Here is a 26,918-nt window from a genome sequence, read left to right as displayed (position 1 = left end):
CAATCTTTGTGCGTGGCAAGGACGGCGTTCACGATCTCCCCCGCCAGGGGGAGGTGGCGCCGAAGGCGACGGAGGGGGAGGACACGGAGCAGCTGTTTTCCTTACCGCCCCCTCCGTCTGGCAAGCGCCAGCCACCTCCCCCTTGCGGGGGAGGATCGCGGAACGCCCGCTTCGCATCACCACGGGACCACCACCGCGCTGGCATGACCGTGGCCCCCTATGGTAGCGCGCGGCATGCTCGAAACGCCTGCCATCGACCCCGGGACCGGCCACGACACCGACCAGCGCTTCGGCCTCGCGCGGCGCGTCACGTTGCCGGGGCCGTTGCGGCTAGACGGTGGCGTCCTGCTGTCGCCGGTCGATATCGCCTACGAGACCTACGGCACGCTCAACGCAGACGCGTCGAACGCCATCCTGATCTGCCACGCGCTGACCGGCGACCAGCATGTCGCCTCGCACCACCCGCGCACCGGCAAGCCCGGCTGGTGGACGCGGATGGTTGGCGAGGGCAAGCCGATCGACCCTGCGCGGCACTTCATCGTCTGCGCCAACGTACTGGGCAGTTGCATGGGCACGTCTGGCCCAGCGACGATCAACCCGGCGACCGGGCGGCCGTGGGCGATGAGTTTTCCGGTCATCACGATCCGTGACATGGTGCGCGCGCAGGCGATGCTGCTCGACCATCTCGGCGTCGGCGTGCTCCACGCGGTGGTCGGCGGATCGATGGGCGGGATGCAGGCGCTGAGCTGGCCCGCCACCTTTCCCGAGCGCGTGAAGGCGTGCGTCGTGATCGCCTCGACCGCGCGTCATACTGCGCAGAACATAGCGTTCCACGAAGTCGGGCGGCAGGCGGTAATGGCCGATCCGAACTGGCGCGGCGGCGAGTATCATGACGACGCGGCGCCGACCGCGGGGCTCGCCGTCGCACGGATGGCGGCGCACATCACCTATCTATCGGAGGCAGGGCTGACCGAGAAGTTCGGTCGTCGCCTGCAAGCGCGCGACGCGAAGTCGTTCGGGTTCGACGCGGATTTCCAGGTCGAGAGCTATCTGCGCCACCAGGGGCTCGCCTTCACCGACCGGTTCGACGCGAACTCCTACCTCTACATCACGCGGGCGATGGATTATTTCGACCTCGCCGAGGAGCATGGCGGTTTGCTCGCCAATGCGTTTCGCGCGACCAAATCGCGGTTCTGCCTCGTTAGTTTCGACACCGATTGGCTTTATCCGACCGCCGAATCGCGCGCTATCGTCCAGGCACTAAACGCAGCCGGCGCACCGGTCAGCTTCGTCGAGCTGTCGAGCCCGTATGGCCATGACGCATTCCTGCTGGAGGCGCCCGATCTCAACCGCGTCGTCGATGGCTTCCTGAGGGCCGGCCGATGACGATCATCCTGTCGGACGACGCAACCAGGTTGCAGGTCGACCGCATCCACGGGTGGCTTGCGAGCAGTTACTGGTCGCCAGGGATCGAGCGCGGTCTGGTCGAACGGGCGATCGCCGGCTCGCATTGCCTCGGCGCATACCAAGACGAAGCGCAGGTCGGGTTCGCGCGGATGATCACCGATCACGCGACCTTCGCGTGGCTGGCGGACGTATGGGTCGAGGAATCCGTGCGCGGGCAGGGGCTCGGGCGCATGATGGTAAGCTGGTTCCTCGACCATCCGTCGTTCGCCGGACTGCGGCGGTTCGGCCTCGTCACCGCCGACGCGCATGGCGTGTATGCGGATCTTGGCTTCCATCCGCTGGTCCGCGCCGATCGCTACATGGAACGCCTCGCTCCGGGCTTAGCCGAGCAACTCCGGACCGCACCATGAACTTACGTACCGATCTTGCCGTAATCGCCGAGAACGTCGCGCAGGGTAGTCGCGTGCTCGACATCGGTTGCGGCGACGGCGCGTTGATGGCCGCACTCCGCGACACGCGCGATGTCGATGCACGAGGGCTGGAGATCGACGCGCACAACGTAGCGTCGGCGGTCGCGCGCGGGCTGTCGGTGATCCAGGGCGATGCGGATATCGATCTTGCCGGCTATCCCGACGGCAGCTTCGACTACGCGATCCTCAGCCAGACGTTGCAGACCGCACGCGCGCCCGATCTGGTGCTCGATCAGCTGCTAAGGATCGGCCGGCGCGCGTTCGTCAGCTTCCCGAATTTCGCGCACTGGCGCGTGCGGTTGTCGCTGCTCTTGGGCGGTCGCATGCCGGTGACGCGGCAGTTGCCCGAGAGCTGGTACGACACGCCGAACATCCACCACGTCACGATCGACGATTTCCACGCCTTCGTGAAAGCGCGCGGGATAACCGTCGAGGACGCGTGGTTCCTGTCGGGCGACAAGCGCACCGGGGCAGGGGGTGCCAACCTGTTCGCCGAGCATGCGGTGTTCCTACTGAGGCGGTAATCGATTGCGAAATCGGCAACGATCAGGCCATATCGGGACAAGCGGTTGATCTAAATCACCGATCTGGCGGAACTGATCAGCGGGCGACTGGTTACTTCGCCGATGACCAAGACCGCCCTCATTGTCGAAGACGAAATCTTCGTCGCGCTCGACCTCGAGAGAATCCTCATGGATGCCGGCTACGGCGTCGCGGGGATCGCGGCGGATCGCGACAGCGCGATCGCGGCGGCGCCGGGGTGCAATTTCGCTTTCGTTGACATCAACCTGCGCGACGGACCGACCGGGCCTGAGATCGCCAGGCGGATGGCGCAGGACTATGGCGTCAAGGTCGTGTTCGTGACCGCCAACCCTGCACAGATCGGTGACGCGGAATGCCTGGGGTATATCCGTAAGCCGTTCAGCGATGCGGCCATCCTCGCGGCTGCCGCTTTGGCGTGCAACGACGACACAAGCGCGCACGACGACGTCATTCGCGTCAGCGGCTGAACGCGGTCTTCGGAATAGTCAGGGCGACGATCAGGCCGTCGTCGTTCCACGTCCGATTAACGCTACCGCCTAACTGACGCACCGCGCTCATCTCGATCAATTGTGTGCCAAAACCCGGTGGTGTCGTAGGCTTGGTGACGGACGGACCTCCCACCTCTCGCCAGTGCAATGTCACCGTATCGGTATTGGCCGCGACGGTGATCCGCACCGTGCCGAGTTCGGTCGCGAGCGCACCGTATTTGGTCGCGTTGGTTGCAAGTTCGTGAAACATCAGCGCGAGCGGAGTCGCGGAACGATCATCGATCGTCACATCGTCGCCCACGACGCTGACACGGGCGCCATCGATTCGCTGATACGGCTCGAACAATTCGTGGAGCAAGCCATGCAGGCTATTTTGCGCCATCGATGGTCGTGAGTTGGCGCTATGAGGGCGGACGAAGTCGTGGGCGCGACCCAGCGCGTTGATCCGGTGGCGCAAGTCCGTTGCGATCCCGGCGAACTCCGGCTTTCCCCTCGCCGAGAACGCGATGAGTCCGGCGATCACCGCGAAGATGTTCTTGATGCGGTGGCTCAGCTCCTGGCTGATGATCTCGCGCTCTTCATAAGCAAGCTTTTGTTCGTGGATGTCGGTGCACGTCCCGAACCAGCGCGTGATCGCACCGTTTTCGTCGCGTACCGGCAGCGCACGGCCGAGCACCCAGCGGTAGGTGCCGTCGAAATGCCGAAGCCTGTATTCGATGTTGTAAGGCTCGCCGGTATCGAGCGACTGGCGCCAGACGGCCCAGGCGCGATCCTGGTCGTCGGGATGGAACATGTCGTTCCAGCCTTCGCCATCGGTCGTTCCCACGGGCGTGCCGGTGAACTCGTACCAGCGCGCGTTAAAGTAATCGTGGAAGCCATCGGGCAGCGTCGACCACACCATCTGCGGCATGGTGTCGGCGAGCGTGCGAAACTTCAGGTCGCTCGCTTCCAGCGTGCGGCGGGCTTCGGCCTCGGCCATCGCCTGCTCGCGTGCGGTACGGCGGTCGTCGAGCCGGCCCATCGCCGCCTTGGCCAGCAGCGTGAGGCCGTCGCGCTGGAACCGGGTCAGGCCTTCGCGAGGCTCGTTCGCCAGCACGCATAGCGCACCCAGCGGCACGCCCTCGCTGGAGACGAGCGGCGCGCCGGCGTAGAACCGGACATACGGCTCGCCCGTCACCAGCGGGTTGTCGACGAAGCGCGGATCGGCCTGCGCGTCGGGCACTTCCATCACCTCGTGATGGTGCATCGCGTGCGCGCAGAACGACATGCTGCGGGGCGTCTGCTCCAGGTCGAACCCGGTCCGCGCCAGGAAACGCTGATATTCCTCCTCGACCAGGCTCAGCAACGCGACCGGGGCGCCGCACAGCTCGGCTGCGAACGCCACGATATCGTCGAGCTGGCCCTTCGCACGCGCACCGGCGACGTCGTAGGCCGAGATCACGCGGGAACGCTCGGCCTCGTCGAACACGGTGGTAGTCGGAACGGAATACAGCGTCGTCACGGCAATCAGAACGGCACGTCGTCGTCGAGATCGTCCGAGAAGCCGCCGGTCTGGCCGAAGCTGCCGCCGCGGGCGCCACCACCGCCACCGGAAGGTGCGCTGCCGCCGCGACCGCCGCCGCCGTAACCGCCGCCGCCACCCGACGAACCACCGCCGAAGTCGTTGCCGCCGCCACCGCCGGCCCAGTCGTCGCCACCGCCGCGGCTACCACCGCCGCCGCCTGCACCACCGCCTGCGCCGCCGTTCGGGCCGTCGAGCATCGTCAGCACGCTGTTGAAGCCCTGCAGCACGATCTCGGTCGAATATTTGTCCTGGCCCTGCGCGTCCTGCCACTTACGGGTCTGGAGCGCGCCCTCGATATAGACCTTCGAGCCCTTGCGGAGATACTTTTCGGCGACGTTCGCGAGACCTTCGTTGAAGATCGCGACCGAATGCCATTCGGTCTTTTCCTTGCGCTCGCCCGACATCTTGTCTTTCCAAGACTCGGATGTCGCGATGCGCAGGTTGACGACCTTGCCGCCGTTCTGGAACGCCTTGCTCTCCGGGTCGCGACCCAGATTGCCGACGATGATGACCTTGTTGACGCTGCCTGCCATGATGCCCCTCAGAGGCCGGCGAACACCGCCAGCCAATATGTGATTCCGGCCATGATGTAGGCGGCGGCGAACAAATAGCCAACCATGAACGCCGGCCATTTCCACCCATTGGTCTCGCGGCGCGTGACGGCGATGGTGGAAATGCACTGCGGCGCGAACACGAACCACATCAGGAAGGCGAGCGCGGTCGGCAGGCTCCAGCGGCCGCGGAGGTTCTCGATCATCGCCTTGCCGCCCTGATTGCTGGCGGGATCGTCGATCGCATATACGGTGCCGATCGCCGCGACCGCGACTTCGCGCGCGGCCATCGCCGGGATCAGCGCGAGGACGATGTCGCGGTTGAAGCCGATCGGTGCGAATATCGGCGCGATGCCGTTGGCGATACGCCCGGCGACCGAATAATCGACCGCCGAGATCTTCGGTGCGCCAGCCGGCTGTTCGGGCGGCTTGGGAAAGCTCAGCAGCACCCACAGGATGATCGTCGAGGTCAGGATGATCCCGCCGGCGCGCTTCAGGAAGATCTGCGCGCGGCTCCACAGGCCGATGCCGACGTCGCGCCACTGCGGCCACTGGTATTTCGGCATCTCCATCATGAAGCCCGACGACACGCCCTTGGTCACCGTCCGGCGCAGCACCAGCGCGGCGACGAACGCACCGACGATGCCCATCACGTACAGCCCGAGCATCACCAGCCCCTGCAACCCGACGAACGGCAGCACCTGCGTGTTGGGAATGAACGCGCCGATGATCAGCGTGTAGACCGGCAGGCGCGCGGAGCACGTCATCAGCGGCGCGATCAGGATCGTGGTCAGCCGGTCCTTCTCGTCGTCGATCGTCCGCGTCGCCATGATCCCCGGAATCGCGCAGGCGAAGCTCGACAGCAGCGGGATGAACGCGCGGCCCGACAGCCCGACGCTCGCCATCACCCGGTCCATCAGGAACGCCGCGCGGACCATATAGCCGCTCGCCTCGAGCACGAGGATGAAGAGGAACAGGATCAGGATCTGCGGCAGGAACACGATCACCGCGCCGACGCCGGCGATCACGCCATCGACCAGCAGCGAGCGGAGCAGCGAATCGGGCAGCTCTGCGGTCAGGAACCCCTGCAACGCGGTGAAGCCCGCATCGATCGCGTCCATGAACGGCTGCGCCCAGCTGAACACCGCCTGGAACATCAGGAACATGATCGCGAGCAGCAGGATCGGGCCGGCAACCGGGTGCAGCGCGACCGCGTCGAGCATGTGCGTCCAGCGGCGGACCTGCGTCTCGGATACGGTCGCCGACGTCGCGATCTGGCGCGCGCGGCGCTGGAGCGTGACGATGTCGTCCTGGACGCTGCCGTCGGATTTGCGGAGCCGCATCGGCCCGTTGACGACGATGCCGGACAGCGCCGCCTTCAACTCGTCGAGGCCACGCTTGCGCACTGCGACGGTCGGGATCACCGGCACGCCGAGTTCGCGTTCGAGAACCTTGGGGTCGAGCTTCAGGCCGTCGCGCTCGGCGAGATCGACCATGTTGAGCGCAACGACGACCGGCAGGCCGAGCGCGATCAGCTGGAGCGTGAAGCGGAGGTGATTGTCGAGATTGGCGGCATCGACGACGACGACCAGCGCGTCGGGCAGGCGTTCGCCGTCCTGCGTGCCGGTGACGACGTCGCGCGTGACCCGCTCGTCGGGGGAGGAAGGTTCCAGGCTGTACGCGCCGGGCAGGTCGACCAGTTCGATCGGCCGGCCGTCGTCGAGCATCAGCCGCCCGACCTTCCGCTCGACCGTGACGCCGGGATAATTGCCGACCTTCTGGCGCGCACCCGTCAGCGCATTGAACAGCGCGCTCTTGCCGGCATTGGGATTGCCGACCAGCGCAACCAGCGGTGCTGCATTCATTTTATGGGATTATTCAGCCGCGGCAGGCATTGGCGAGACGTGGATCGCGCCCGCGACCGCGCGGCGGAGCGCAACCGTCATCCGGCCGATCCGGCAGGCGATCGGGCCCTGGCCCAGAGTCGCGCGGTGGAGGACCTCGACATCGACACCCTCGTCGAAGCCCAGTTCGCGGAGGCGACGCGCCTCGGGATCGGCAAGTCGTGCCCATTCGATCGCGGCAACGATGCCATGCTGCTTGCGAGGCAACGTTTCGAGGCTGACGGAACGATCGGGGCGAGTGTCCATGATGCGAGTGATTATCAGTAACGCCCGGGGAAGGGAAGCCCTAACCGTCGTGGGTTACGACCGTCTCGACGCCTCGCCATCCGGGTGAAAGTCAGAATACAGAGACACTTAGCGGATCGTTGGTGGCTTCAGGCAGTCGGATAGCGCAGGCGGCCAACGAATCGCGACAGGCTGAAACCATGTTCGGTGCGCTTGAGGAACCCGGCCTTGGCCTTCTCGAACTGCATGATCCCGTTAATGCGACGACCGAGGAACGCGCGGGTGTCGGCGAGGCTTTCGCTCTCGTCGTCGAGGAAGACCGTGATCGTCGACGCGTACACGCCGAGCAGGATCGTCCGCTTGGTATAGTAGTTGTAGTCGGTCGCGACGTCGCCGGCCGCGCGCCAGATCGTGTCGACCGTCCGCCAGCCAAGCCGTGTCGCCTTCGCCAGGTTCTGCGGCAGCGCGAGGATCGCCAGCGCGCGCCGCAGCGACTCGCGATCGATCGACGTGGCATCGAGCCGCGCCTCGACCAGCGCGGTGATCTTCTCGCGGATCTTCATCATCGCGAGCCGCTCGGGTGGTACTGCGGCGAGCATCACGCCGTCGATATGCGCGAACCACGCGTCGATCATGTCGACCGGGCCGTCCTTGAACGCGAGCGCGGCGATGTCGGTGTCAATTCCCGCGGCCTGCGCGGCCATGTCGCGCGCGGCGTCGCTCCAGCCGTCGAACGCCGCGTTGGCGGCGATGCCGGGGGCGAGCTTTGCGCGGATTTCGTCGAGCGTAAGGTCCTTGGTCATACCGTCTCCTGCCGTTCAAAATCAGGCGTATCAAGCGTGTCTTCAAGGGGGACTTCCGGGGGAGGTCCCCGGCGGACGAGCACCAGCGCGACCGCCACCATCACCACGCCGACCAGATCCGCCGCGCCGAGCCGCTCGCCATAGACCAGCCAGCCCACGACGCCGGCGACCACCGGCTGGATCAGCAACGCGATCCCGATCACCAGCGGCGAGAAGCGGCCGAGCGCATAGATCATCAGGCCTTGCCCGAGCACCTGGCTGCACAGAGCGAGCCCGATCAGCGGCCCCCAGTGCGTCGGCATCACCCGCTCGCCCATCGCCAGCGCGAACACGAGCAGCGGCACGATCCCTGCCAGCGTGGACAAGGTCAGCGCGGACAGCGGCGCCAGCGTCGCCCGCGCGCGCGCCATCAGGATGAAATAGACCGTATAAAGCAGCCCCGCCAGAATGCAGAGCAGGTCGCCGACGAGGTTCTTCGCATCGAGCTGATACGAGCGCCCGAGCAACAGCGCAGCGCCCGTCGCCGCCAGTACCAGCGCCCATCCCTGAGTCCGCGTCGGCCACGTCTTCGCGATCAGGAAGCCGTAGATCGGGAAGATCAGCGTCGCCGCGTTGCCGAACAGCGTCGCGTTGGCGAGCGTCGTGCGCCGGATCCCGAGATGCCACGCACCGAGATCGGCCGCGAAACACACGCCGCCGACGATCAGCCCGATCCACACGCCACGGCTCAACCGGGTCGGTCGCGCGCCCTGCTGGACCGCCAAGGCAATCAGGAACGGCACGGCGAGCGTGAGGCGCCAGAATCCCGCGGCCACCGGCCCGACCTCGGTCGCGCGGACGAACCACGGCCCGAATGCCAGTGCGACGTTCGCCACCACCAGCGCTGCGAAGGCAATAAGTCCCGGCGCGGCAACACTTTCCGCAACCGGCGTCAAACCGTGCGGCGTATCGGGCACGCTAGATAATCTTTGCGGGTCGGGGCGATGCATGCCGCCCTGTAGCCTCCTATCTTCCGCCCGTCAGGCCAATAAGGAGCTTCCATGCCTAGCCTATTCGATCCGATTACCCTTGGTGCCGTCGAAGCGCCGAACCGCATCATCATGGCGCCGCTCACCCGCGGGCGTGCCGACAGGGATGCGGTGCCGACCGACATCATGGTCGAATATTACACGCAGCGTGCGAGCGCCGGCCTGATCATCTCGGAAGCCACCGGCATCAGCCGCGAAGGCCTCGGCTGGCCGTTCGCGCCGGGCCTGTGGACCGATGCGCAGGTCGCCGCCTGGAAGCCCGTCACCGACTCGGTCCACGCCGCCGGCGGCCGGATCGTCGCGCAGTTGTGGCACATGGGTCGCCAGGGCCATTCGTCGGTGTACGAGACGCAGCCCGTGTCGTCGTCGGCCACCGCGACCGAAGGCCAGGCGCACACGTTCGAGGGCAAGAAGGACTTCGAGGTCGCGCGTCCGCTCGAGACCAACGAGATCCCGCGCCTGCTGAACGACTATGAGCTGGCGACCAAGAACGCGCTCGCGGCCGGTTTTGACGGCGTGCAGATCCACGCGGCCAATGGGTATCTGATCGACCAGTTCCTGCGCGACAACGCGAACTTCCGCACCGACGAATATGGCGGCTCGATCGAGAACCGCGTCCGCCTGCTCCGCGAAGTCGCCGAGCGCGTGATCTCGGTCGCAGGGGCCGATCGCGTCAGCGTCCGCCTGTCGCCCAACGGCGATTCGCAGGGTGTCGACGACAGCAACCCCGAGGCGCTGTTCACCGCCGCTGCCAAGGCGCTGTCCGATCTCGGCATCGCGTTCCTCGAACTGCGCGAGCCCGGTCCCGACGGTACCTTCGGCAAGACCGACGTGCCGAAGCTCAGCCCGGCGATCCGCAAGGTGTTCAACGGCGTGCTGATCGTGAACTCGGACTACACGACGGTCGAGGAGGCACAGGCCGAGCTCGATTCGGGCAATGCCGATGCGATCACCTTCGGTCGCACGTTCATCGCCAACCCAGACCTCCCCGAGCGCCTGCGCACCGGCGCCCCGCTCGCGAAGGACGATGCGAAGACGTGGTACAGCCAAGGCCCCGAGGGCTACATCGACTACCCCGCGCTCGAAACTGCGAACGCGTAACGGCTGAAAGACGCTCGATCCTCCCCCGCAAGGGGGAGGTGGCAGGCGCCAGCCTGACGGAGGGGGAGGCATGAGCCAACGTTGGTTCGGTGTCCTCCCCCTCCGTCACCTGCGGCGACACCTCCCCCTGGCGGGGGAGGATCGTCAGGGCCCTAGTCACCGATGACGCCATGGCCTAGCAGCGCGCTTCCGCGCTCTGGGTAGCGTACCGGTGACGACAGGATATCTAATGACCGACGGCTGGCCGAGCGGCGGCAGGGGAACGGGGCCGCTCATGCCCGGCACCGCCGACCGGGCCGCAAAGCGCGCGGAGGAGCGTGCCAACGGCCGCGAGCAGCGCGCGAAGGAGCGGCTTGCCGCGTCCGAACAGCGATCCGAATCGCGTGCCGCACAACGTGATCTCCAGTCCCAGGAACGCGAACGCGCCCGCGAAAGCCGGCGTATCGAGGAGGATCAGCGGATCAAGGCGCGGCTCGATGCGCCGCCGACCAACGATGTCGAGGCGTTGAAGATTTCCAAACGCCGACGTTCGGGCGCGCTCGCGCGCAGCGGCGCGGAATCGAAGACCGACCGCGACACGCGTAGCTACAAGACCATCGTCGACACCGCGCGGATTCGCACGCTCGCCGATCGCGGCGCGTCGGTGGCGGGGCTTGCCGGCGCGTTCGGCATCACGATCGAAGAGGTAGAGGCGGCGTTGCTGGAAACGGCCAGCGAGAACTGAGGGCCGATCAGACGGCCATGCGATCCCCGCCCAGCCACGCCTTCGCCTCGTCGATGTCGAGGAACGTCCGGCAATTCTCCGCCTTCAGATAGCGTTCGGTCTGGAGCTTGGCCAAGTGCGACGCGACGACCGCAGCGATCGGCGCCGACGTCACCTTCAACGCCTTGGGCATCATCGCTTCGAGCGCATCGACGACTTTCAAAGGCTGGATCGCGGCCTTGCGCAGGTCGGCGAGCACGACGAACCGGCCGTGATACAGCCGCGCTGCCGATCCCCGGGCGAGCAGTTCCGCCGAGAACGCCGCCGTCGTCGCGACCGACCAGAACCCCTCGGTAACAATGTTGAGTGTCTTGGTCGGGACGTCGAAGCTGATCGTGTACATGACGATCTCCGTAACGTCCGCGGCTTAACGATACCCTGATGACTAGGGATCTTTCGCCGCCGGCTATCTTTCTCGTTCTCCCGCGAAGGCGGGGGCCCAGGGTCACGAACGCCGTCGTGTCCCGCCTGTGCGGGGGAACGGACATGGGAGAGAAGAAAGCTCTAATCGGTACCCGGCAGGTCGACATGGATCCGGCGGAAGCGCGCCTCGACCAGGCTGTACGCACCGAACAGCGCCAGCCCGATCCCGGTCAGCGCCAGCAGCCACTTCCCGCCCGGTTGCGATTGCAGCCGCTCCAGCGCCTCGGCCACGCCGCCCGCGTCGCTGGCATGCGCGGTCCAGGCGGCCAGCCCGAACAGTCCGGCAACGATCAGGAACACGAGCGCGCGCGCACCGTAGCCGATCCTCCCCATCGTGCAGACATAGCCGGGCGCGGGGGCGTCGCCACGCAGATCCTGGATGAAGTCGCCGCGCCACGCCTTCTGAGCCTGCTGGCACGCAGCGACCAACACGCCGACCGCGACCGCGCCGACCAACACACGCCCCGCCGGCTGGTCGAGTAGCAACGCGGTCCAGTCGCGCGCGCTCTCTTCTCCGGGTGAGACGGCGGCGTCGCGCGATCCCGTCTTCATGGCGAGCTTGGCGGCGGTCCAGGCGAGGATCAGATGCGCGATTCCGCTGACGACGTGGCCGATCCGCTTGAGGCTGCCCTTGACGTCGCTGCCGATCTGCTCGGGGTTCGCTGCGGCCTCGGTCAGTCGCCAGACCGCGTAGCCGAGCAGGCCCGCAGCGACGATCGCGAGTAGCACCGGGCCGAACGCCTCGTCCGCCATCGACCCGATCGCGCCCTGATTGTCGGCGATCTTGCCCCCGCGGAGTGCCGCGTCGACCGCGAACCAGCCGACGAGAATATACACCACCCCGCGCGCGGCGAAGCCGAGTTTGGCGAGCCACGTCGCATTCGCATCCGAAATCATGAGCGCCCCTTTGTTACGGATGCACAACGGCGCGGCGCGCGTGACGTTCCTCTGGTGAGGCAGTTGAGGACGGTTGGGAGCGGCTATCTCTTCCGAGCAAGATTTGTTTCCCCGCGAAGGCGGGGATCCAGTCTGGGCTCCCGCCTTCGCGGGAGAACAAGGGGTCGTGCCGTGGAACTGCCCGCGCGTACTTGCTCAAGGAGACAAACACCGTTGCAGTCGAGGGGCGGCGGAAAAGGGTTTGAGAGCCAAGGTGCCATCCGGTTCGGCCAGAGCTGCCACCATTTTAGCCGTCTTAGGGCGCAGACGTGATCGATCCTCCCCCCGCCAGGGGGAGGTGGCGCCATAGGCGACGGAGGGGGCGGACACGGAGCAGCGGTTACGCTTACCTCCCCCTCCGTCAGGCTAACGCCTGCCACCTCCCCCTGGCGGGGGAGGATAGTAAATCGGACGTTGGTTCGGTTTGGCGCTCGCGAGGGAAGGGACTCGCAGGTGCCGTCGGAAGGGTGAGCGCGAGGTTATTCCTCGAGCGTGTCGGAGGTGGAATCTAGCTTCGCGCTATCCAGAGTTTTCTCGATCCGAGTCTTGGCAGCTGCGTCCGCCGCCTTCTCCGCCACCGTCCGCCCGAACAGCCTGCGGTTCCGATCCGCCTTCGACGAAGCCTCGTCACGAGCCCGCTGTTTCCGGACGAGCCGCAGGTTGATCACGTCACCCACGCCCCGCCCTCCGCGCTCGCCAGGCAGTAGCACTCTGGCCCCAATCGTCCACCGGCAGCACTTCGAGCGGCGGGGGGAGTTTCGTTCGGCCGCGGTTGGTCGACCCGAGCCGTTGCGCGAGCGCGATCGACTCCACGTTGTCGGGTGCGATGGTGTGGATGATGTCGGTCCATCCGAGCACATCCACCGCATAGTCGATCGTCGCCGTCGCAGCCTCGCGCGCGAACCCGCGACCGGCGAACCGCGATGCGAGTCCCCAGCCGATCTCCGTCCCCGGCCAGTCTTCAGGCTGCCACGGACCGACGCGGCCGATCCATTCGCCGGTATCGCGCAGCGTCACCGCGAACAACGAGAAGCCGCGAATGCTCCACGCGCCCGCCATGGCGCACAGACCACGCCAGGCGACGCTGCGCGACTGGACGCCGCCTAGATGGCGCATCGTGACGGGATCGGCATGGAACGCATACCATGCCTCGGCATCCTCCGGTCCCAAGGGCCGGAGCAACAGGCGCTCCGTCAGGAGCACCGGCGCGGTCATGCGATGAAGCGGTCCTTGAGCGCCAGCATCGCCAGCGCCGCGTTCGCCGCGCCGCCACCCTTGTCGCCTTCGGTGGGCTTCGCGCGGGTCAAGGCCTGCGCCTCGTTCTCGGTGGTCAGGATGCCGTTGCCGATCGGCAGGCCGTCCATCGTCAACTGCATGATCCCGCGCGCGCTCTCGCCCGCGACGATCTCGAAATGATAGGTCTCGCCGCGGATCACGACGCCCAGCGCGACATAGGCGTCGAACGTCTCGCTCTCGGCTGCCAGCGCGATCGCGCCGGGGACTTCGAGCGCGCCGGGCACGGTGATCGTCTCATGGGTGTGGCCGGCCGCTTCGATCGCGGCCTTCGCACCCTCGACCAGCAGGTCGTTGAGGTGATCGTAGAACCGGGCTTCGACGATGAGGAGATGCGCCATCAGTTGCTCTTTTCCGTGTTCAGGGACGCGATCGGGCGCTCGCCGACGATCGACAGGCCGTAGCCGTCGAGGCCGACCAGCGTATGATGCGTGTTGGTGATCAGCACCATGTCGTGGACGCCGAGTTCGGTCAGGATCATCGCGCCGACGCCGTAGTCGCGCAGTTCCTCCATGTCCGGGGTGATTTCCGCGCCGGCCTTCTTCATCACCGCCGAGGTGAAGGTGTTGCTGCGCGGACGGTTGATGACGACGATCACGCCGGCGCCCTCATCCGCGATCATCTGCATCGATCGCGCGAGAATCCGGCCGCGATCGCCCGATTCTCCGAAGATATCCGCGAACGGCGACAGCGCGTGCATGCGGACGAGCGTCGGCTTGGCAGGGTCGATCTTGCCCTTGACAAGCGCGACCTGCTCGGTGCCGGTCGCCTTGTTCCAGAACGTCAGCGCGCTCCAGTCGCCACCCCATTCGGAGGTGAACTTGGCCTCGGCGCGCTTCTCGACGAGGTGATCGTGGCGGCGGCGATAGGCGATCAGGTCGCGGATCGTGCCGATCTTGACGTTGTGGAACTGCGCGAAGGTGACGAGGTCGTCCATCCGCGCCATCGTGCCATCCTCATTCATGATCTCGCAGATCACGCCCGAGGGATTGAGCCCGGCGAGCCGCGCGACGTCGACCGCCGCCTCGGTATGGCCGGCGCGGATCAGCACGCCGCCGTCACGCGCGACGAGCGGGAAGACGTGGCCGGGGGTGACGATGTCCGGCTTGCCCTTGGTCGCATCGACCGCGACCGCGATCGTCCGCGCGCGATCCGCCGCCGAGATGCCCGTCGTGACGCCTTCGAGCGCCTCGATCGACACGGTGAACGCGGTTTCGTGCCGGGTGCCGTTGTTGCGGCTCATCAGTTCGAGCCCGAGTTCCTCGGTACGCTCCCTGGTCAGCGCGAGGCAGATCAGGCCGCGACCGAACTTCGCCATGAAGTTGATCTTCTCCGGCGTCGCCATCTGCGCGGGGATGACAAGGTCGCCCTCGTTCTCGCGATCCTCGTCATCGACCAGGATGAACATCCGGCCGTTGCGCGCCTCGTCGATGATCTCTTCGGGGCTCGATAGATAGCCGTGCTTGAGACGGGCCAATTCGGACGAACGTTCAGCTGGCTTTGACACGGTAATGCTCCATGCGTTGGAGATAGCGGGCGAGGACGTCGATCTCGATATTGACCGACTGCCCCATCTGGATCGTCCCGAGCGTGGTGACCGCCCAGGTATGCGGGATGATGTTGAGGCCGAACTCGACGTCCCCGTCGATGTCTTGAACGCTGTTTACCGTGAGCGAGACGCCATCGACCGTCACCGACCCCTTGGGTGCGATGAACGGCGCGATGTCGGCCCCTGCGCGGATCGTGACGCGGTGCGATCCGCCTTCCTCCGCGAGCGCGACGACGGTGCCGAGGCCGTCGACATGGCCCGTGACGATATGGCCGCCGAGCTCGTCGCCGAGCTTCATCGCGCGTTCGAGGTTGAACTTGCGACCCTCGGTCCATTGGTCCTTGGCCGTGCGCCCGATCGTCTCGCCGGAGACGTCGACCGCGAACCAGCCCCCCTGGGCATCGGTGCCCTTGTCGACCACGGTCAGGCAGACGCCCGAGCAGGCGATCGACGCGCCGAGATCGACGGTGGCGGTATCATAGGCGGTGCTGACGACGACACGCGTGTCGCCGGGCGACTCCACGCGCGCGACCGTGCCGATGTCGGTGATGATTCCGGTAAACATTATGCCTCGTTTCGTTCGCGCTCGTAGACCTCGAGCCGGTCCATGCCAAGTTGCCGCGCATCGACGATCGCCCACCGACCATGCGCTTTGATCAGGTCCGTGAGGCCGATGTCGCGGAGTGCGGGCTTGCCGCCGCCAATCAGGATCGGCGCGCGGTAGAGGACGATGCGGTCGACCAGATCGGCCGCAAGGAACGCCGACGCTACGGCCGCGCCGCCTTCGACTAGGATATGGTCGACGGCGGGGAGGGTGGCGAGGTCTTGCGGCGCGGCGATGACGGTCCAGCCGGGCACGTCTTCGGCGGTTGAAGATAAAAGCACCCGCATCGGACCGCGAGGCTCCAGCCCCGGCAGCCGCACGTCGAGTCGCGGTGCATCTGCATCGTACGTGCCGCGGCCGACGAGGATCGCTTCGTGCCGACTCCGCTCGAGATGCGCGTGGGCGCGGGCCTGCGGGCCGGTGATCCAGCGACTCGACCCGTCCGGCATCGCGATGCAGCCGTCGAGCGATGTGGCGAGCTTTAGCGTGATGTGGGGGCGACCGAGCGCTTGCCGGGTGAGAAAGCCGGCCATCGAACGTCTGGCTTCGGTCGCGCGAACGCCGCGCGTCACGGCGATACCAGCGGCCTCAAGCCGGGCAAACCCCTGGCCAGCCGTTCGTGCGTCGGGGTCTTCGAGGGCGGCAACGACGCGCGAGACGCCTGCCTCGATCAGCAGATCGCTACACGCGGGCCCGCGCGAAGACCGATGTGCGCACGGCTCCAGCGTGACGTAAGCCGTAGCCCCTCGTGCTTCCGCACCAGCCTCGGCCAGTGCCATCGCTTCGGCATGCGGTCGCCCGCCCGCCTGCGTCCAGCCGCGACCGACGACGCGGCCCTCGCGCACGATCACGCAACCGACATTGGGGTTGGACGCGGTCCGCCCTCGGCCGCGCTCGGCGAGTGCCAGCGCGGCGCCCATCCAGCGCGCGTCAGCCTGAGTCAGATCCCCATGGCCTTCAGCTTGTCGTCCAGCCGCTTGAACGACTCGCGCTGGGCGTCCTCGCGGGCCTTCTGCTCGGCGAGCGCCTTGGCCTTGATCGGCGCGTCGATTTTCTGCTGGGCGATAATCTGCGCATCGGTGCGGTCCGCGGGCCATTGCTCGACGTAGATGATCTTCGGGCGGTATTCCTTCTCGACGTACGAATCCTTCATGAACGCGTAGATCAGGAAGCTGGTGACGCCGAGCGCGGCCGCGAGAAAAAACAGCTCGTACGGCCGGCGCTGGCTGAAGAAGAGCCGCAGGTCGCGATAGGCGACGATCGGCGTGAAACGACTGAAAAAGCCCATGCGCGCCAAGATAGGGGGGCGGAGCCGGCTAGGCCAGCCCCGCGCCCCTCAAGCTTTAGTTCTGGAGGACAAACGTCAGCGCCATCGATCGCCACGCCTCGACCGGAACGCCGTCGCGAGTCGCAGGCTTGAACCGCCATTTCGCCAGCGCGCGGTCGAACGTCGCGCGGTAGAACGCGTCGGTGGTCGCGCTGACCCGCTCGACCTGCTTCACCCGGCCGTCGGTCCCGACCAGCACGCGGACCACGACGCGACCTTCGCGTTCGGCGCGGCGTTCCTCGGAGGGGTAGCTCGGCTGGAAATCGGCGGCATAGCGCGGGTCGATGCCGGGCTGGACGAATACCGGTGCGGCTTTCGGCGGCTCGACCGCGACGGTGCCTGTTCCAGTGCCTTCGACCCCGATCGGCGGCGTATAGGGGATCGGATCGGGAGCGACCGCGAAGCCGTCGGTTTGCGGTATCTGCACTACCGTAATCGGTGCGTCGGGACGCGGGGCGGGGCGCGGTTGCTGGCGGACCAGCGGATCGGCGGGCGGCACCGGCTCGGGCGGCGGCGGCGGGGTGTACGGCACATAGGTCACGAGTGGCTTGTCGGGCACGAACGGCAGCACGTTGGGTGCCGCGAAGAACAAGGCTCCGATCACCGCGCAATTGATGGCCAGCGCGACGCCGAGGCTCCCGGGATTGAACCCGCCCGTCCGGTTCAGTCGATCCGCGTACATTTTCCGTCTCCCCTGTTTCTCCTCGAGGATGGCGGCGAGATAGGTACCGCCAGTTGGGATGGTACATCATTACATTCCAGGGGCAAGGGGTTTGGAGGGCGACGCGTGTGCTGTCTGACCGGCGTCTGATCTGCGCCAGCGAACTTCGCGACGCGGCGGACGCAGCGGGCAGGTTTGATGTTCCGGTTCGACCAGTTGCATCCCTAGTGGAAACATCCACCACCCCGGCGGAGGCCGGGGCCCAGTTGGGGGACGTTGCTAACTGAAGCCGGCGCTTCGTCACTGCGGCCTTTCCAACTGGGCCCCGGCCTCCGCCGGGGTGGCGGCGTTGGGAAAGGTGGGAGACTTTTTCCGAGCGCGGGCAAAGTGACCGCCAGCAAAGTATAGTCTGCAACTATCGGATCGACTGAAGCCCGTCCTTACTTTGTTCTCCCGCGAAGGCGGGAGCCCAGACTGGACTCCCGCCTTCGCGGGAGAACATGCTTTCCACGGGTCGAACTTCGTCCGGAACCGCGAGATTAGCGTGCCGCTAATCGCTCCAAAGCCCGTTCCCGTCCGATCAGCGGCAGCAGCGCCGCCATGTCCGGCCCATGATCGCGCCCGGTCAGTGCCCGCCGCAGCGGCAGGAACAAAGTCTTCCCCTTGCGCCCGGTCTCCGCCTTCAAACGCGCCGTCAGCGCGTGCCAAGGATCGCTCGACCAGTCGATCTCACCCGCCGCAGCCAGCGCCTGATTAAGATACTCGGCCTCCACGTCGCCCTCGACGGCAACCGGCCCCTCGATCACGCCCCACCAGTCCACCGCATCCGCCAGCGTCACGAGGTTCGGCCGCACCGCCTCCCACGCCGCGACGTCCATACCCTCGGGCAGCCGATCGGCTACCGCCTCGAACGGCAGCGCATGCAAAATCCGCGCGTTCAACGCTGCCAGTTCCGCCTCGTCGAACCGCGCCGGCGCGCGCCCGAACCGCGCAAAGTCGAACCCCGCGATCAGCGGCGCTACGTCGGCGATCGGCTCGACCGGATCGCTTGTCCCGATCCGCGCCAGCAGCGCACGCACCGCCTGCGGCTCGATCCCGACCTCGCGGAAATGATCGACGCCGAGCGAGCCGAGTCGCTTCGACAGCTTACCCTCCGCGCCCGTCAGCAAAGCCTCATGCGCAAACCGCGGCGGCGCGACGCCCAACGCGGCGAACATCTGCAACTGGAGCGCGGTGTTCGACACATGATCCTCGCCGCGCACCACGTGCGTCACCCCCATCTCGGCATCGTCGATCGCCGACGGCAGCATATACAGCCATGACCCATCCGCACGCCGGATCACAGGATCGCTCATCGTCTTCGCCTCGAAATGCGCCGCGCCGCGGATCAGGTCGTCCCACGCGATCGCCGAGTCGTGATCGAGCTTGAACCTCCAATGCGGCTTCACGCCGTCCGCCTCCAGCTTCGCCCGCGCATCGTCGTCCAACGCCAGCGCCGCGCGGTCGTAGATCGGCGGCAACCCGCGCCCGGCCTGGATCTTCCGCTTCAGGTCGAGTTCCTGCGTCGTCTCGTACGCGGGATACACGTGCCCGCTCGCAACGAGCGTCGCGAACCGCGCCTCGTACAGAGCGAACCGCGCCGACTGCCGTTCCTCCGCATCCGGCGTCATCCCGAGCCAGTCGAGATCGGCACGGATCGCGTCGACGAAGCGCTCTTCGCTGCGTTCTGGATCGGTATCGTCGATCCGCAGCACGAACTTGCCGCCATTGGCCCGCGCGAACATCCAGTTGTGGAGCGCGGTGCGGATGTTGCCGACATGCAGCCGGCCGGTGGGCGAGGGGGCGAAACGGGTGATCACGGTCATCCCGCCGCTGTACGGAGCGGCGCGGCGGCGGGCAAACCCTTCCACCAACGGGAAGCTGCGCCTAAGGGGTGCGCACTATCGAGCGGGAAATAGCTTCATGAAACTGATGACCGGCAATTCGAACCTGCCGCTGGCGCAGGAAATCTCCGCGTATCTGGAGATCCCGCTGACCGACGTCAGCGTGCGCCGCTTCGCGGACGAGGAGGTCTTCGTCGAGATCAACGAGAACGTCCGCGGCGAGGACGTGTTCGTGATCCAGTCGACCGGTTATCCCGCCAACGACAACCTCATGGAATTGCTGATCATGATCGACGCGCTGAAGCGCGCGTCGGCGCGGCGAATCACCGCGGTGATCCCGTACATGGGTTACGCTAGGCAGGACCGGAAGCCCGGCCCGCGCACGCCGATCTCCGCCAAGCTGGTCGCCAATTTGATTACGGTTGCGGGCGCCAACCGCGTGCTGTCGGTCGACCTGCATGCCGGCCAGATCCAAGGCTTTTTCGATATCCCGACGGACAATCTCTACGCGGCGCCGGTGATGTCGGCGGACATTCTGGCGCGGTTCAAGGGCAAGAACCTGATGGTGGTGTCGCCCGACGTCGGCGGCGTCGTCCGTGCGCGCGTTCTCGCCAAGCGACTCGACAACGCACCGCTCGCGATCGTCGACAAGCGTCGCGAGCGCGCGGGCGAATCGGAAGTGATGAACATCATCGGCGAGGTCGAGGGGCGCTTCTGCATCCTGGTTGACGACATCGTCGATTCGGCGGGAACGCTGTGCAACGCGGCGGCGGCGTTGAAGGAAGCGGGCGCCGAGGACGTCGTCGCCTATGTTACGCACGGCGTGCTGTCGGGTGGCGCGGTAGCGCGTGTTGAAGGCTCGGAACTCCGTGAGCTGGTGATCACCGATTCGATCGGGAATCACGAAGTGATCAAGGACGCCCACGGCAAGATCCGCCATCTCCAGATCGCGCCGTTGCTCGGCGAGGCGATCAAGCGGATTGCGGACGAGACGTCGGTTTCGAGCTTGTTCGACTAAGAGAGAAGTTTGTTTCCCCGTGAAGGCGGGACCCAGACTGGGCTCCCGCCTTCGCGGGAGAACACATTAAGGCAAGTTCACGTCGGCAAAGCCGCCGTCGGATGGGTTCGCTTGGAGCGACCCACCGGCCGAGCCTGCGATTGCGCATCGCTAACGCTCGCGCACCGACGCGGACGTAGCCGCGCCTATCGCTGACTTAGCGCCACGATATGCTCGAACACCGCCGGATGCAGCGGCTTGGCGAACGCACAGCCATATTTGAACTTGTCGCGCCACGCGACCACCGCCTCGAGCGCCGCCAACCCCGGCAATGTCAGCCATACGACCGTCCCCGGCCACAACGTAAAGCTCGTCTCCGCGCGAAATCCCGAGAGCGACAAATCCGTCACCTCGATCTCGAATCGCGTCTGGCCCCGGTCGCGCAGGTGGGCGCGCATCTTGACGGCCTTGCGTAGCGCCTGACGGAGCTCCTCGCCGGTCGGTTCGGCGGGGGGGATGGGGACGGGCTGTGTCATGTCCGGAACACTGCTCCCCAAGTGGTTACTAATCTCCAAACGCCCTACGATTCGGCCGCTTGAGGTTTGGCCGCGCTTGGCTGGACGAATGTACCATCGGCACCGGCCAGGTAACTGCGGAACGCGATGATGCGGAGTCGGATCGTCATGGTACTACTGTAGAGGCGGCGGAGCGGGACGCACAAGGAATTGCCTTAGATCAGGCCATTCGCGGTCGTTAAATCGGTTTAATGATAACGACACGCAACTGCAAATGCCTTAAGGGTGGATTTGCTGGCCGCCCTGTGCTTTACGCCCAACCAATTCCCGAGTTTCCTAAAAATTGCGTGGAGCCTTCCCGATGAACATCCATGAATACCAGGCCAAGGAACTGCTGGCCAAGTTCGGCGTCCCCGTGCCTGCCGGTTTCGCGGCACTGACCGTCGAGGAGGCCGTCGAGGCCTCGAAGAAGCTTCCCGGACCGCTCTATGTCGTCAAGGCGCAGATTCACGCCGGCGGCCGCGGCAAGGGCAAGTTCGTCGAGCTCGGCCCCGATGCCAAGGGCGGTGTCCGCCTCGCCAAGACCGAGGATGAGGTTCGCGCGGCGGCGACCGACATGCTCGGCAACACGCTCGTCACCATCCAGACGGGCGACGCCGGCAAGCAGGTCAACCGCCTCTACGTCACCGACGGTGTGGACATCGACAAGGAATTCTACCTCGCCCTAACCCTCAACCGCACCACCGGCCGGGTGATGATGGTCGTCTCGACCGAAGGCGGCATGGACATCGAGGCGGTTGCGCACGACACCCCCGAGAAGATCCAGTCGATCGACATCGACCAGGCGACCGGCTTCATGCCGCATCACGGCCGCGCGGTCGCTGCCGCGCTGAAGCTGACGGGCGATCTCGCCAAGCAGGCTGCGAACACCGCGTCGAAGCTGTATGACGCGTTCATGGGCACCGATGCCGAGCAGATCGAGATCAACCCGCTCGCCGTCACCAACGACGGCAAGCTGATGGTGCTCGACGCGAAGGTCGCATTCGACGGCAACGCGCTGTTCCGCCACAAGGACCTGCTCGAACTGCGCGACGAGACCGAGGAAGATCCCGCCGAGCTCGAAGCGTCGAAGTACGATCTGGCCTACATCAAGCTCGATGGCGACATCGGCTGCATGGTCAACGGCGCCGGCCTCGCGATGGCGACGATGGACATCATCAAGCTGAACGGCATGTTCCCGGCCAACTTCCTCGACGTCGGCGGCGGCGCCAACAAGGAGAAGGTGACGGCCGCGTTCAAGATCATCCTCGCGGATCCGAACGTTAAGGGCATCCTTGTCAACATCTTCGGTGGCATCATGAAGTGCGACATCATCGCCGACGGCATCGTCGCCGCGGCGAAGGAAGTGAACCTCTCGGTACCGCTGGTCGTCCGTCTCGAGGGCACGAATGTCGAAAAGGGCAAGGAGATCCTCGCGAACTCCGGCCTGGCGATCGTTCCAGCGAACGACCTCGGCGATGCGGCCAAGAAGATCGTAGCAGAGGTGCAGAAGGTCGCAGCGTGACCGCTACCGACTTCGCATACTGATTCTGCGAAAAACGGGGCTCGGGCGGAAACGTCCGGGCCCTTTTTCGTTGATCTCGCACGCTACTCGGCAGGTGGTCCGGCCGGCATCTCGTCGTGACGCTACGGCACAGCGATGATTCCGTACCGCACTTGCGAAAACGGCTCGAAACGGCCATCTGTCCGGCCAACGCCGTAAGGCGAAAAGACGATATCGACCTTGGAAGGAACCCCGATGAAGGTGCTGGTGCCGGTCAAGCGCGTGCTTGACTACAACGTGAAGCCTCGCGTGAAGGCGGACGGAACGGGCGTCGATCTGGCGAACGTCAAGATGAGCATGAACCCGTTCGACGAGATCGCGGTCGAAGAGGCCATCCGCCTCAAGGACAAGGGCGTGACCGAGATCGTCGTCGTCTCGATCGGCGAGCAGAAATCGCAGGAAACGCTCCGTACCGCGCTCGCGATGGGTGCAGACCGCGCGATCCTCGTCGTCAGCGAGACCAAAGTCGAGCCATTGGGCGTCGCCAAGATCCTTGCGAAGATCGTCGAGGAAGAGAAGCCCGACCTCGTGATCCTCGGCAAGCAGGCGATCGACGACGATAACAACCAGACCGGGCAGATGCTCGCCGGCCTTCTCAACTGGGGGCAGGGCACGTTCGCCTCGAAGGTCGAGATTGCCGACGGCTCGGTCAACGTGACGCGCGAAGTCGATGGCGGTGCGGAGACGGACACGCTCAAGCTGCCCGCGATCATCACCACCGATCTTCGCCTCAACGAACCGCGCTATGCTTCGCTGCCGAACATCATGAAGGCAAAGTCTAAGCCGATGGCGCAGAAGACGCCGGCCGATTTCGGCGTCGACGTGACGCCGCGCCTGACCACGCTGAAGGTGGTCGAGCCCGCCAAGCGCTCGGCCGGGATCAAGGTCGCCGATGTCGACGCACTGGTCGGCAAGCTCAAGGAAATGGGAGTCGCCAAGTGAAGACGCTCGTCTGGGTCGAACATGACGGTCAGGCCGTCAAGGATGCCACGCTGTCGGCGGTGACCGCCGCTTCGCAGCTCGGCGAAGTCCATCTGCTGGTCGTCGGGCAGGGCGTCGACGGCGTCGCTGCCGAAGCCGCGAAGATCGCCGGCGTCGGCAAGGTGCACGTCGCAGACGATGCTGCGTTCGCGCATGCGCTCGCCGAGAACGTTGCGCCGCTGATCGTCGAGTTGATGGGCAGCCACGATGCGTTCGTCGCGCCGTCGACCACGCACGGCAAGAACATCGCGCCCCGCGTGGCGGCGTTGCTCGACGTCATGCAGATCAGCGACATCCTGTCGGTCGAGAGCGAAGACACGTTTACGCGCCCGATCTACGCTGGCAATGCGATCGCAACCGTCCAGTCTTCGGATGCCAAGAAGGTGATCACGGTCCGTGGCACGGCGTTCGCCAAGGCCGCGACCGAGGGCGGTTCGGGCGAGATCGAGGCGGTCGCGTCGACCGGCGACAAGGGTCTGTCGACCTTTGCCGGCTCGGAGATTGCCAAGAACGAGCGTCCCGAGCTGACCAGCGCGAAGATCATCGTCTCGGGCGGCCGTGCGCTGGCCTCTAGCGACCAGTTCCACGCACTGATCGATCCGCTGGCGGACAAGCTGGGCGCCGGCGTCGGTGCTTCACGCGCTGCGGTCGACGCGGGCTATGCGCCGAACGACTATCAGGTCGGCCAGACCGGCAAGATCGTCGCCCCGGAAGTGTATGTCGCGGTCGGCATTTCGGGCGCGATCCAGCATCTCGCCGGCATGAAGGACTCGAAGGTCATCATCGCGATCAACAAGGACGAGGACGCCCCGATCTTCCAGGTCGCGGACATCGGCCTGGTCGGCGATCTGTTCAAGATCGTACCGGAGTTGACGGCGAAGCTGTAAGCCTGAGCGAGGCGTGCAGCAGCACGCCGCTGCGAACCAGCGAAGCGCAGGTTCGCACGCGAAAGGCCGGCCGGCGGCGCTCCAGCGCCGACCTACGACGCGGGATTTACTCCCGCGGCGCGTGCCACGAACGGGCGGTGTGATTTAGGTCGCACCGCCCGTTCCTGTGTCTGCCGAACACGAAGGTCGGCGGATTTCGAACCGATACGCTGACAAACCGAGATCTATCTCATCCAGAGTGACCACCTCCCCGGCGCAGGCCGGGGCCCAATTGGGAAACGGCGGTAACGACGGACGGTCCTTCGTTACATTGACCTTTCCAATTGGACCCCGGCCTGCGCCGGGGAGGTGCACCTACCGAAGCGGGATACGTACTGAATACGTCCGCAGTACCGAGATCGTTCTTGCGCCCTCATGCGCAGTTGCCTCCCACCGCACGCCTCCCCAATTGACCAGCATGTACGGCGTCCACTCGAACCCGCGCGACCGCCTGATATCCGCGGCCAGCGCGGCGATACTCTGCGCCGTCATCGGCTACGCGCTGATCCTCGGGCTCGGCGTCAGCATCCCCACCGCTATCCCAGATGCGCTGAAGACATTCGTGGTCGGCCCGAAACCCCCTCCACCGCTGCCTGACCAGATCATTCCCCGCCCCGCGAAAAGCCACCGCCCCGAAGGCGCCGCGTCCCCCGCCAACCTCCTCTCGAAGGTGACCGAACTCGTCGTCCCGAAGCCGATCGTCCCCCCGATCGTTCCACCGCCCCCGGTTATCGCCACACTGAACCCAGGCTCCGGCAGCGACGCCACCACCGGCGCCGCGCCCGTCCCCGGACCTGGCACCGGGGCCGGCGGCGAAGGGAACGGCACCGGTAGCGGGCGCTCCGGAAATGGCGACGGCGACGGTGGCGACGAGACTCGGCCTCGTCTCATCAAAGGCCGCTTCAAGAACAAGGATTTCCCCAACGCCGAAGCCATAATCGGCGCGGGCGGGATCGTCGGCGTGCGCTACACCGTCGAGACCGACGGCAGCGTCACGCACTGCATGGTCACGCGCTCCAGCGGCAACGCGGTGCTCGACGCGACCACCTGCCGGCTGATCGAACTGCGCTTCCGCTATCGCCCCTGGCTCGACGTCGCGGGGAAACCGGTCCGATCGACCGTCGTCCACAACCAGGAATGGGTGAACCGGCTCGGTCCGCCATCACGCGGTAACTGAAGCCTACCGCCCCAGCCGCCCGCCACTAAGCATACGCGCCACCGCCGGCGAAACCGTCATCAACCCCCGCCCCAGAACGATCGTGACCCCGAGCACCAGCAGCGGCTGCACCAGAAGATAGGCCGGATACAACCCCGCCCCCAGCGCGCCGGTCGCCAATCCGATCATCGGCCCGAACAGCCACAGCAGCACCAGATGATCGCAGAACGCGAGAAATCCGTACCGCTCGATCCCGCGCAATCGGTCCGCAACGTTGCTCCCAGCCAAGCCCCAGGCTAGCCGCCAGAACAGCACCGCGGAGGCCAATCGAAACACGATATCGAATGCCGCCATCAGATGCGGATGTGCGTCGAAGAACGCGTTCCCCAGTAGCGCGGTCCACAGCCGCGGCGCGATCAGTGCGACGAATGGCAGCGCGCATAGGGCGACAGGCCAGCCCGCCACCCGCTCCGCCACGCCAAACCGTCGCACGGCGACTCCCGCGGTAAAGAACAACAGGATCTGCGGTCGCAGCAATAGCGGAACGTGTACTCCGGACACGCTCCACACGACCACTATCGATGCGACCAGCGCCAGCCGGGCATTCGACGCGCGTACCAGACCGGGCGCGAGCATCATGCAGACGAACAGGTCGCGCAGGAACGGCATCTGCACGTTGACGTCGTTCGCCTGCACGAGCGGCACCAGTTCGTTGAGCGTCCAACCGATACTCGTCGGCGTCGGCGCCTTCAAATCGCCGAACGTCGCCGCCGCCCCCACCAGCAGGATCGCGATCGCGTTCCACAGAACCATCGGCAGCAGGATCGTCCGCGCCTTGCCGAGCAGGAACGGGCCGTAGTCCTGGCGCGTCGCGGTCGAGACGACCAGCCAGCCGGAGATCATCCCGAGCAGCGGCACCGCGCTGCGCCCGAACACCTCGCCGAGCGCCGTTCGCAGCACCGCCTGCCAACTGAACGCCACCGCCGCCAATTCCTCGGCAGTGCGTCCGGTCCAGGCGTGGACGTAGACGATTCCCATGATCCCGATCAGCCGGGCGATCGCGATCGCGGTGGAGAGCCGGCTATCCGCCTCGCGCGCCGGTTCGACCATTCCCGTATACAATTCTGACCTCTTCTCACGTTCGGCGAGCGCCTTACCCGGCTTGTCGCGCGCGAACACCTCCTTCAGGATGGAGCGGACGCCATGGGGGACCAAGA

General features: G+C 66.0%; 30 protein-coding genes. 11 read left to right on the top strand and 19 right to left on the bottom strand.

The annotated features are described in order from the left end of the window. The first annotated feature begins 234 nt into the window (after window positions 1-234). The 4 genes from metX (at window position 235) to AC1ME3_RS05280 (ending at window position 2,887) form a co-directional block, all read left to right on the top strand. Window positions 235-1,386 (top strand): homoserine O-acetyltransferase MetX, encoded by a 1,152-nt coding sequence (metX, locus tag AC1ME3_RS05295; protein WP_480955146.1) that lies wholly within the window; start codon window positions 235-237, stop codon window positions 1,384-1,386. Continuing rightward, complete coding sequence (locus AC1ME3_RS05290; RefSeq protein ID WP_480955145.1) at window positions 1,383-1,817, top strand: GNAT family N-acetyltransferase; 435 nt, start codon at window positions 1,383-1,385, stop codon at window positions 1,815-1,817. Before metX ends, AC1ME3_RS05290 begins: the two co-directional genes overlap by 4 nt. Next, the gene (gene metW, locus AC1ME3_RS05285) at window positions 1,814-2,401 is read left to right on the top strand and encodes a methionine biosynthesis protein MetW (RefSeq protein ID WP_480955144.1); all 588 of its coding nucleotides are present in this window, start codon (window positions 1,814-1,816) and stop codon (window positions 2,399-2,401) included. The genes AC1ME3_RS05290 and metW overlap by 4 nt, the downstream gene beginning before the upstream one ends. Before the next feature lie 102 nt (window positions 2,402-2,503). After that, window positions 2,504-2,887 (top strand): response regulator, encoded by a 384-nt coding sequence (locus AC1ME3_RS05280; protein ID WP_480955143.1) that lies wholly within the window; start codon window positions 2,504-2,506, stop codon window positions 2,885-2,887. Here the strand turns inward: AC1ME3_RS05280 and AC1ME3_RS05275 are convergent. The 6 genes from AC1ME3_RS05275 to AC1ME3_RS05250 all read right to left on the bottom strand — a co-directional run bounded on the left by AC1ME3_RS05275 (window position 2,877) and on the right by AC1ME3_RS05250 (window position 8,944). After that, window positions 2,877-4,376 (bottom strand): sensor histidine kinase, encoded by a 1,500-nt coding sequence (locus AC1ME3_RS05275; protein ID WP_480955142.1) that lies wholly within the window; start codon window positions 4,374-4,376, stop codon window positions 2,877-2,879. The two genes, AC1ME3_RS05280 and AC1ME3_RS05275, sit on opposite strands and share 11 nt — an antisense overlap. Before the next feature lie 38 nt (window positions 4,377-4,414). Beyond that, a complete protein-coding gene (gene ssb, locus AC1ME3_RS05270; protein ID WP_480955141.1) occupies window positions 4,415-5,005 on the bottom strand; it encodes a single-stranded DNA-binding protein in 591 nt (196 codons plus the stop codon). 8 nt (window positions 5,006-5,013) lie between these two features. Continuing rightward, the gene (gene feoB, locus AC1ME3_RS05265; protein ID WP_480955140.1) at window positions 5,014-6,888 is read right to left on the bottom strand and encodes a ferrous iron transporter B; all 1,875 of its coding nucleotides are present in this window, start codon (window positions 6,886-6,888) and stop codon (window positions 5,014-5,016) included. Window positions 6,889-6,897: 9 nt separating this feature from the next. Continuing rightward, window positions 6,898-7,173 carry a FeoA family protein gene (locus AC1ME3_RS05260; RefSeq protein WP_056487822.1) on the bottom strand — a complete coding sequence of 92 codons (276 nt, stop codon included), beginning with the start codon at window positions 7,171-7,173 and terminating at the stop codon, window positions 6,898-6,900. Window positions 7,174-7,301: 128 nt separating this feature from the next. Further along, window positions 7,302-7,955, bottom strand: a complete 654-nt coding sequence (locus AC1ME3_RS05255) for a COQ9 family protein (protein ID WP_480955139.1) — start codon at window positions 7,953-7,955, stop codon at window positions 7,302-7,304. Continuing rightward, window positions 7,952-8,944: a DMT family transporter gene (locus tag AC1ME3_RS05250; RefSeq protein ID WP_480955138.1), complete on the bottom strand. Its 993-nt coding sequence runs from the start codon at window positions 8,942-8,944 to the stop codon at window positions 7,952-7,954. The genes AC1ME3_RS05255 and AC1ME3_RS05250 overlap by 4 nt, the downstream gene beginning before the upstream one ends. 51 nt (window positions 8,945-8,995) lie before the next feature. Between AC1ME3_RS05250 and AC1ME3_RS05245 the strand changes: the two genes are divergently transcribed. Beyond that, window positions 8,996-10,084: an alkene reductase gene (locus AC1ME3_RS05245; protein ID WP_107963357.1), complete on the top strand. Its 1,089-nt coding sequence runs from the start codon at window positions 8,996-8,998 to the stop codon at window positions 10,082-10,084. A 229-nt stretch (window positions 10,085-10,313) separates the two neighbouring features. Further along, a complete protein-coding gene (locus tag AC1ME3_RS05240; protein WP_480955137.1) occupies window positions 10,314-10,808 on the top strand; it encodes a hypothetical protein in 495 nt (164 codons plus the stop codon). A gap of 7 nt (window positions 10,809-10,815) precedes the next feature. Here the strand turns inward: AC1ME3_RS05240 and AC1ME3_RS05235 are convergent, their stop codons facing one another. From AC1ME3_RS05235 to gltX, 11 genes are all read right to left on the bottom strand, one after another. After that, the gene (locus AC1ME3_RS05235; protein ID WP_480955136.1) at window positions 10,816-11,190 is read right to left on the bottom strand and encodes a hypothetical protein; all 375 of its coding nucleotides are present in this window, start codon (window positions 11,188-11,190) and stop codon (window positions 10,816-10,818) included. Between the two features lie 161 nt (window positions 11,191-11,351). Then, window positions 11,352-12,167: a DUF1206 domain-containing protein gene (locus AC1ME3_RS05230; protein ID WP_480955135.1), complete on the bottom strand. Its 816-nt coding sequence runs from the start codon at window positions 12,165-12,167 to the stop codon at window positions 11,352-11,354. A 518-nt stretch (window positions 12,168-12,685) separates the two neighbouring features. Next, a complete protein-coding gene (locus AC1ME3_RS05225) occupies window positions 12,686-12,883 on the bottom strand; it encodes a DUF4169 family protein (RefSeq protein ID WP_480955134.1) in 198 nt (65 codons plus the stop codon). Continuing rightward, entirely contained in the window at window positions 12,876-13,421 is a 546-nt protein-coding gene (locus AC1ME3_RS05220; protein ID WP_480955133.1) for a GNAT family N-acetyltransferase, read from the bottom strand. The genes AC1ME3_RS05225 and AC1ME3_RS05220 overlap by 8 nt, the downstream gene beginning before the upstream one ends. Beyond that, window positions 13,418-13,840 carry a 6,7-dimethyl-8-ribityllumazine synthase gene (gene ribH / locus AC1ME3_RS05215; RefSeq protein ID WP_056064133.1) on the bottom strand — a complete coding sequence of 141 codons (423 nt, stop codon included), beginning with the start codon at window positions 13,838-13,840 and terminating at the stop codon, window positions 13,418-13,420. The genes AC1ME3_RS05220 and ribH overlap by 4 nt, the downstream gene beginning before the upstream one ends. Next, window positions 13,840-15,006 carry a 3,4-dihydroxy-2-butanone-4-phosphate synthase gene (ribB, locus tag AC1ME3_RS05210; RefSeq protein WP_056487847.1) on the bottom strand — a complete coding sequence of 389 codons (1,167 nt, stop codon included), beginning with the start codon at window positions 15,004-15,006 and terminating at the stop codon, window positions 13,840-13,842. The genes ribH and ribB overlap by 1 nt, the downstream gene beginning before the upstream one ends. Then, window positions 14,990-15,613 carry a riboflavin synthase gene (locus AC1ME3_RS05205; RefSeq protein WP_480955132.1) on the bottom strand — a complete coding sequence of 208 codons (624 nt, stop codon included), beginning with the start codon at window positions 15,611-15,613 and terminating at the stop codon, window positions 14,990-14,992. Before AC1ME3_RS05205 ends, ribB begins: the two co-directional genes overlap by 17 nt. Continuing rightward, the gene (ribD, locus tag AC1ME3_RS05200; RefSeq protein ID WP_480955766.1) at window positions 15,613-16,596 is read right to left on the bottom strand and encodes a bifunctional diaminohydroxyphosphoribosylaminopyrimidine deaminase/5-amino-6-(5-phosphoribosylamino)uracil reductase RibD; all 984 of its coding nucleotides are present in this window, start codon (window positions 16,594-16,596) and stop codon (window positions 15,613-15,615) included. Before ribD ends, AC1ME3_RS05205 begins: the two co-directional genes overlap by 1 nt. Then, window positions 16,593-16,940, bottom strand: coding sequence for a hypothetical protein (locus tag AC1ME3_RS05195; protein WP_480955765.1), 348 nt, complete (start codon window positions 16,938-16,940; stop codon window positions 16,593-16,595). The genes ribD and AC1ME3_RS05195 overlap by 4 nt, the downstream gene beginning before the upstream one ends. 55 nt (window positions 16,941-16,995) lie before the next feature. Beyond that, window positions 16,996-17,661 (bottom strand): TonB family protein, encoded by a 666-nt coding sequence (locus AC1ME3_RS05190; RefSeq protein WP_480955131.1) that lies wholly within the window; start codon window positions 17,659-17,661, stop codon window positions 16,996-16,998. Window positions 17,662-18,179: 518 nt separating this feature from the next. Next, entirely contained in the window at window positions 18,180-19,505 is a 1,326-nt protein-coding gene (gene gltX, locus AC1ME3_RS05185; protein ID WP_480955130.1) for a glutamate--tRNA ligase, read from the bottom strand. Between the two features lie 97 nt (window positions 19,506-19,602). On the opposite strand from gltX, the gene AC1ME3_RS05180 reads away from it, so the two are divergent. Then, window positions 19,603-20,541 (top strand): ribose-phosphate pyrophosphokinase, encoded by a 939-nt coding sequence (locus AC1ME3_RS05180; protein WP_056064113.1) that lies wholly within the window; start codon window positions 19,603-19,605, stop codon window positions 20,539-20,541. Between the two features lie 185 nt (window positions 20,542-20,726). Here the strand turns inward: AC1ME3_RS05180 and AC1ME3_RS05175 are convergent, their stop codons facing one another. Beyond that, window positions 20,727-21,056 (bottom strand): PilZ domain-containing protein, encoded by a 330-nt coding sequence (locus AC1ME3_RS05175; RefSeq protein WP_056064110.1) that lies wholly within the window; start codon window positions 21,054-21,056, stop codon window positions 20,727-20,729. Window positions 21,057-21,396: 340 nt separating this feature from the next. On the opposite strand from AC1ME3_RS05175, the gene sucC reads away from it, so the two are divergent. The 4 genes from sucC (at window position 21,397) to AC1ME3_RS05155 (ending at window position 25,722) form a co-directional block, all read left to right on the top strand. Beyond that, window positions 21,397-22,599: an ADP-forming succinate--CoA ligase subunit beta gene (gene sucC, locus AC1ME3_RS05170; protein WP_056053980.1), complete on the top strand. Its 1,203-nt coding sequence runs from the start codon at window positions 21,397-21,399 to the stop codon at window positions 22,597-22,599. Window positions 22,600-22,833: 234 nt separating this feature from the next. Then, entirely contained in the window at window positions 22,834-23,580 is a 747-nt protein-coding gene (locus tag AC1ME3_RS05165; protein WP_056064107.1) for an electron transfer flavoprotein subunit beta/FixA family protein, read from the top strand. Continuing rightward, window positions 23,577-24,506: an electron transfer flavoprotein subunit alpha/FixB family protein gene (locus tag AC1ME3_RS05160; protein WP_480955129.1), complete on the top strand. Its 930-nt coding sequence runs from the start codon at window positions 23,577-23,579 to the stop codon at window positions 24,504-24,506. The genes AC1ME3_RS05165 and AC1ME3_RS05160 overlap by 4 nt, the downstream gene beginning before the upstream one ends. Window positions 24,507-24,963: 457 nt before the next feature. Further along, entirely contained in the window at window positions 24,964-25,722 is a 759-nt protein-coding gene (locus AC1ME3_RS05155) for an energy transducer TonB (protein WP_480955128.1), read from the top strand. Between the two features lie 3 nt (window positions 25,723-25,725). Here AC1ME3_RS05155 and AC1ME3_RS05150 read toward each other — a convergent pair whose 3' ends face one another. Continuing rightward, window positions 25,726-26,916 carry an acyltransferase family protein gene (locus tag AC1ME3_RS05150; RefSeq protein WP_480955127.1) on the bottom strand — a complete coding sequence of 397 codons (1,191 nt, stop codon included), beginning with the start codon at window positions 26,914-26,916 and terminating at the stop codon, window positions 25,726-25,728. Between the last annotated feature and the right edge of the window lie 2 nt (window positions 26,917-26,918).

It is taken from the genome of Sphingomonas sp. BL2 (genome assembly GCF_056680015.1).
This window is presented reverse-complemented; position numbering and strand designations above follow the sequence as displayed.

Excerpts from the sequence above, each read along its gene's own strand:
- AC1ME3_RS05240 (WP_480955137.1), top strand. The coding sequence starts at position 10,314 with ATGACCGACGGCTGGCCGAGCGGCGGCAGGGGAACGGGGCCGCTCATG.
- ssb (WP_480955141.1), bottom strand. The coding sequence starts at position 5,005 with ATGGCAGGCAGCGTCAACAAGGTCATCATCGTCGGCAATCTGGGTCGC.
- AC1ME3_RS05175 (WP_056064110.1), bottom strand. The coding sequence starts at position 21,056 with ATGACACAGCCCGTCCCCATCCCCCCCGCCGAACCGACCGGCGAGGAG.
- AC1ME3_RS05255 (WP_480955139.1), bottom strand. The coding sequence starts at position 7,955 with ATGACCAAGGACCTTACGCTCGACGAAATCCGCGCAAAGCTCGCCCCC.
- gltX (WP_480955130.1), bottom strand. The coding sequence starts at position 19,505 with ATGACCGTGATCACCCGTTTCGCCCCCTCGCCCACCGGCCGGCTGCAT.
- metW (WP_480955144.1), top strand. The coding sequence starts at position 1,814 with ATGAACTTACGTACCGATCTTGCCGTAATCGCCGAGAACGTCGCGCAG.
- AC1ME3_RS05165 (WP_056064107.1), top strand. The coding sequence starts at position 22,834 with ATGAAGGTGCTGGTGCCGGTCAAGCGCGTGCTTGACTACAACGTGAAG.
- AC1ME3_RS05220 (WP_480955133.1), bottom strand. The coding sequence starts at position 13,421 with ATGACCGCGCCGGTGCTCCTGACGGAGCGCCTGTTGCTCCGGCCCTTG.
- AC1ME3_RS05280 (WP_480955143.1), top strand. The coding sequence starts at position 2,504 with ATGACCAAGACCGCCCTCATTGTCGAAGACGAAATCTTCGTCGCGCTC.
- AC1ME3_RS05155 (WP_480955128.1), top strand. The coding sequence starts at position 24,964 with ATGTACGGCGTCCACTCGAACCCGCGCGACCGCCTGATATCCGCGGCC.
- feoB (WP_480955140.1), bottom strand. The coding sequence starts at position 6,888 with ATGAATGCAGCACCGCTGGTTGCGCTGGTCGGCAATCCCAATGCCGGC.
- AC1ME3_RS05205 (WP_480955132.1), bottom strand. The coding sequence starts at position 15,613 with ATGTTTACCGGAATCATCACCGACATCGGCACGGTCGCGCGCGTGGAG.
- AC1ME3_RS05180 (WP_056064113.1), top strand. The coding sequence starts at position 19,603 with ATGAAACTGATGACCGGCAATTCGAACCTGCCGCTGGCGCAGGAAATC.
- AC1ME3_RS05195 (WP_480955765.1), bottom strand. The coding sequence starts at position 16,940 with ATGGGCTTTTTCAGTCGTTTCACGCCGATCGTCGCCTATCGCGACCTG.
- metX (WP_480955146.1), top strand. The coding sequence starts at position 235 with ATGCTCGAAACGCCTGCCATCGACCCCGGGACCGGCCACGACACCGAC.
- AC1ME3_RS05235 (WP_480955136.1), bottom strand. The coding sequence starts at position 11,190 with ATGTACACGATCAGCTTCGACGTCCCGACCAAGACACTCAACATTGTT.
- ribH (WP_056064133.1), bottom strand. The coding sequence starts at position 13,840 with ATGGCGCATCTCCTCATCGTCGAAGCCCGGTTCTACGATCACCTCAAC.
- AC1ME3_RS05250 (WP_480955138.1), bottom strand. The coding sequence starts at position 8,944 with ATGCATCGCCCCGACCCGCAAAGATTATCTAGCGTGCCCGATACGCCG.
- sucC (WP_056053980.1), top strand. The coding sequence starts at position 21,397 with ATGAACATCCATGAATACCAGGCCAAGGAACTGCTGGCCAAGTTCGGC.
- AC1ME3_RS05290 (WP_480955145.1), top strand. The coding sequence starts at position 1,383 with ATGACGATCATCCTGTCGGACGACGCAACCAGGTTGCAGGTCGACCGC.
- AC1ME3_RS05230 (WP_480955135.1), bottom strand. The coding sequence starts at position 12,167 with ATGATTTCGGATGCGAATGCGACGTGGCTCGCCAAACTCGGCTTCGCC.
- AC1ME3_RS05245 (WP_107963357.1), top strand. The coding sequence starts at position 8,996 with ATGCCTAGCCTATTCGATCCGATTACCCTTGGTGCCGTCGAAGCGCCG.
- AC1ME3_RS05190 (WP_480955131.1), bottom strand. The coding sequence starts at position 17,661 with ATGTACGCGGATCGACTGAACCGGACGGGCGGGTTCAATCCCGGGAGC.
- AC1ME3_RS05260 (WP_056487822.1), bottom strand. The coding sequence starts at position 7,173 with ATGGACACTCGCCCCGATCGTTCCGTCAGCCTCGAAACGTTGCCTCGC.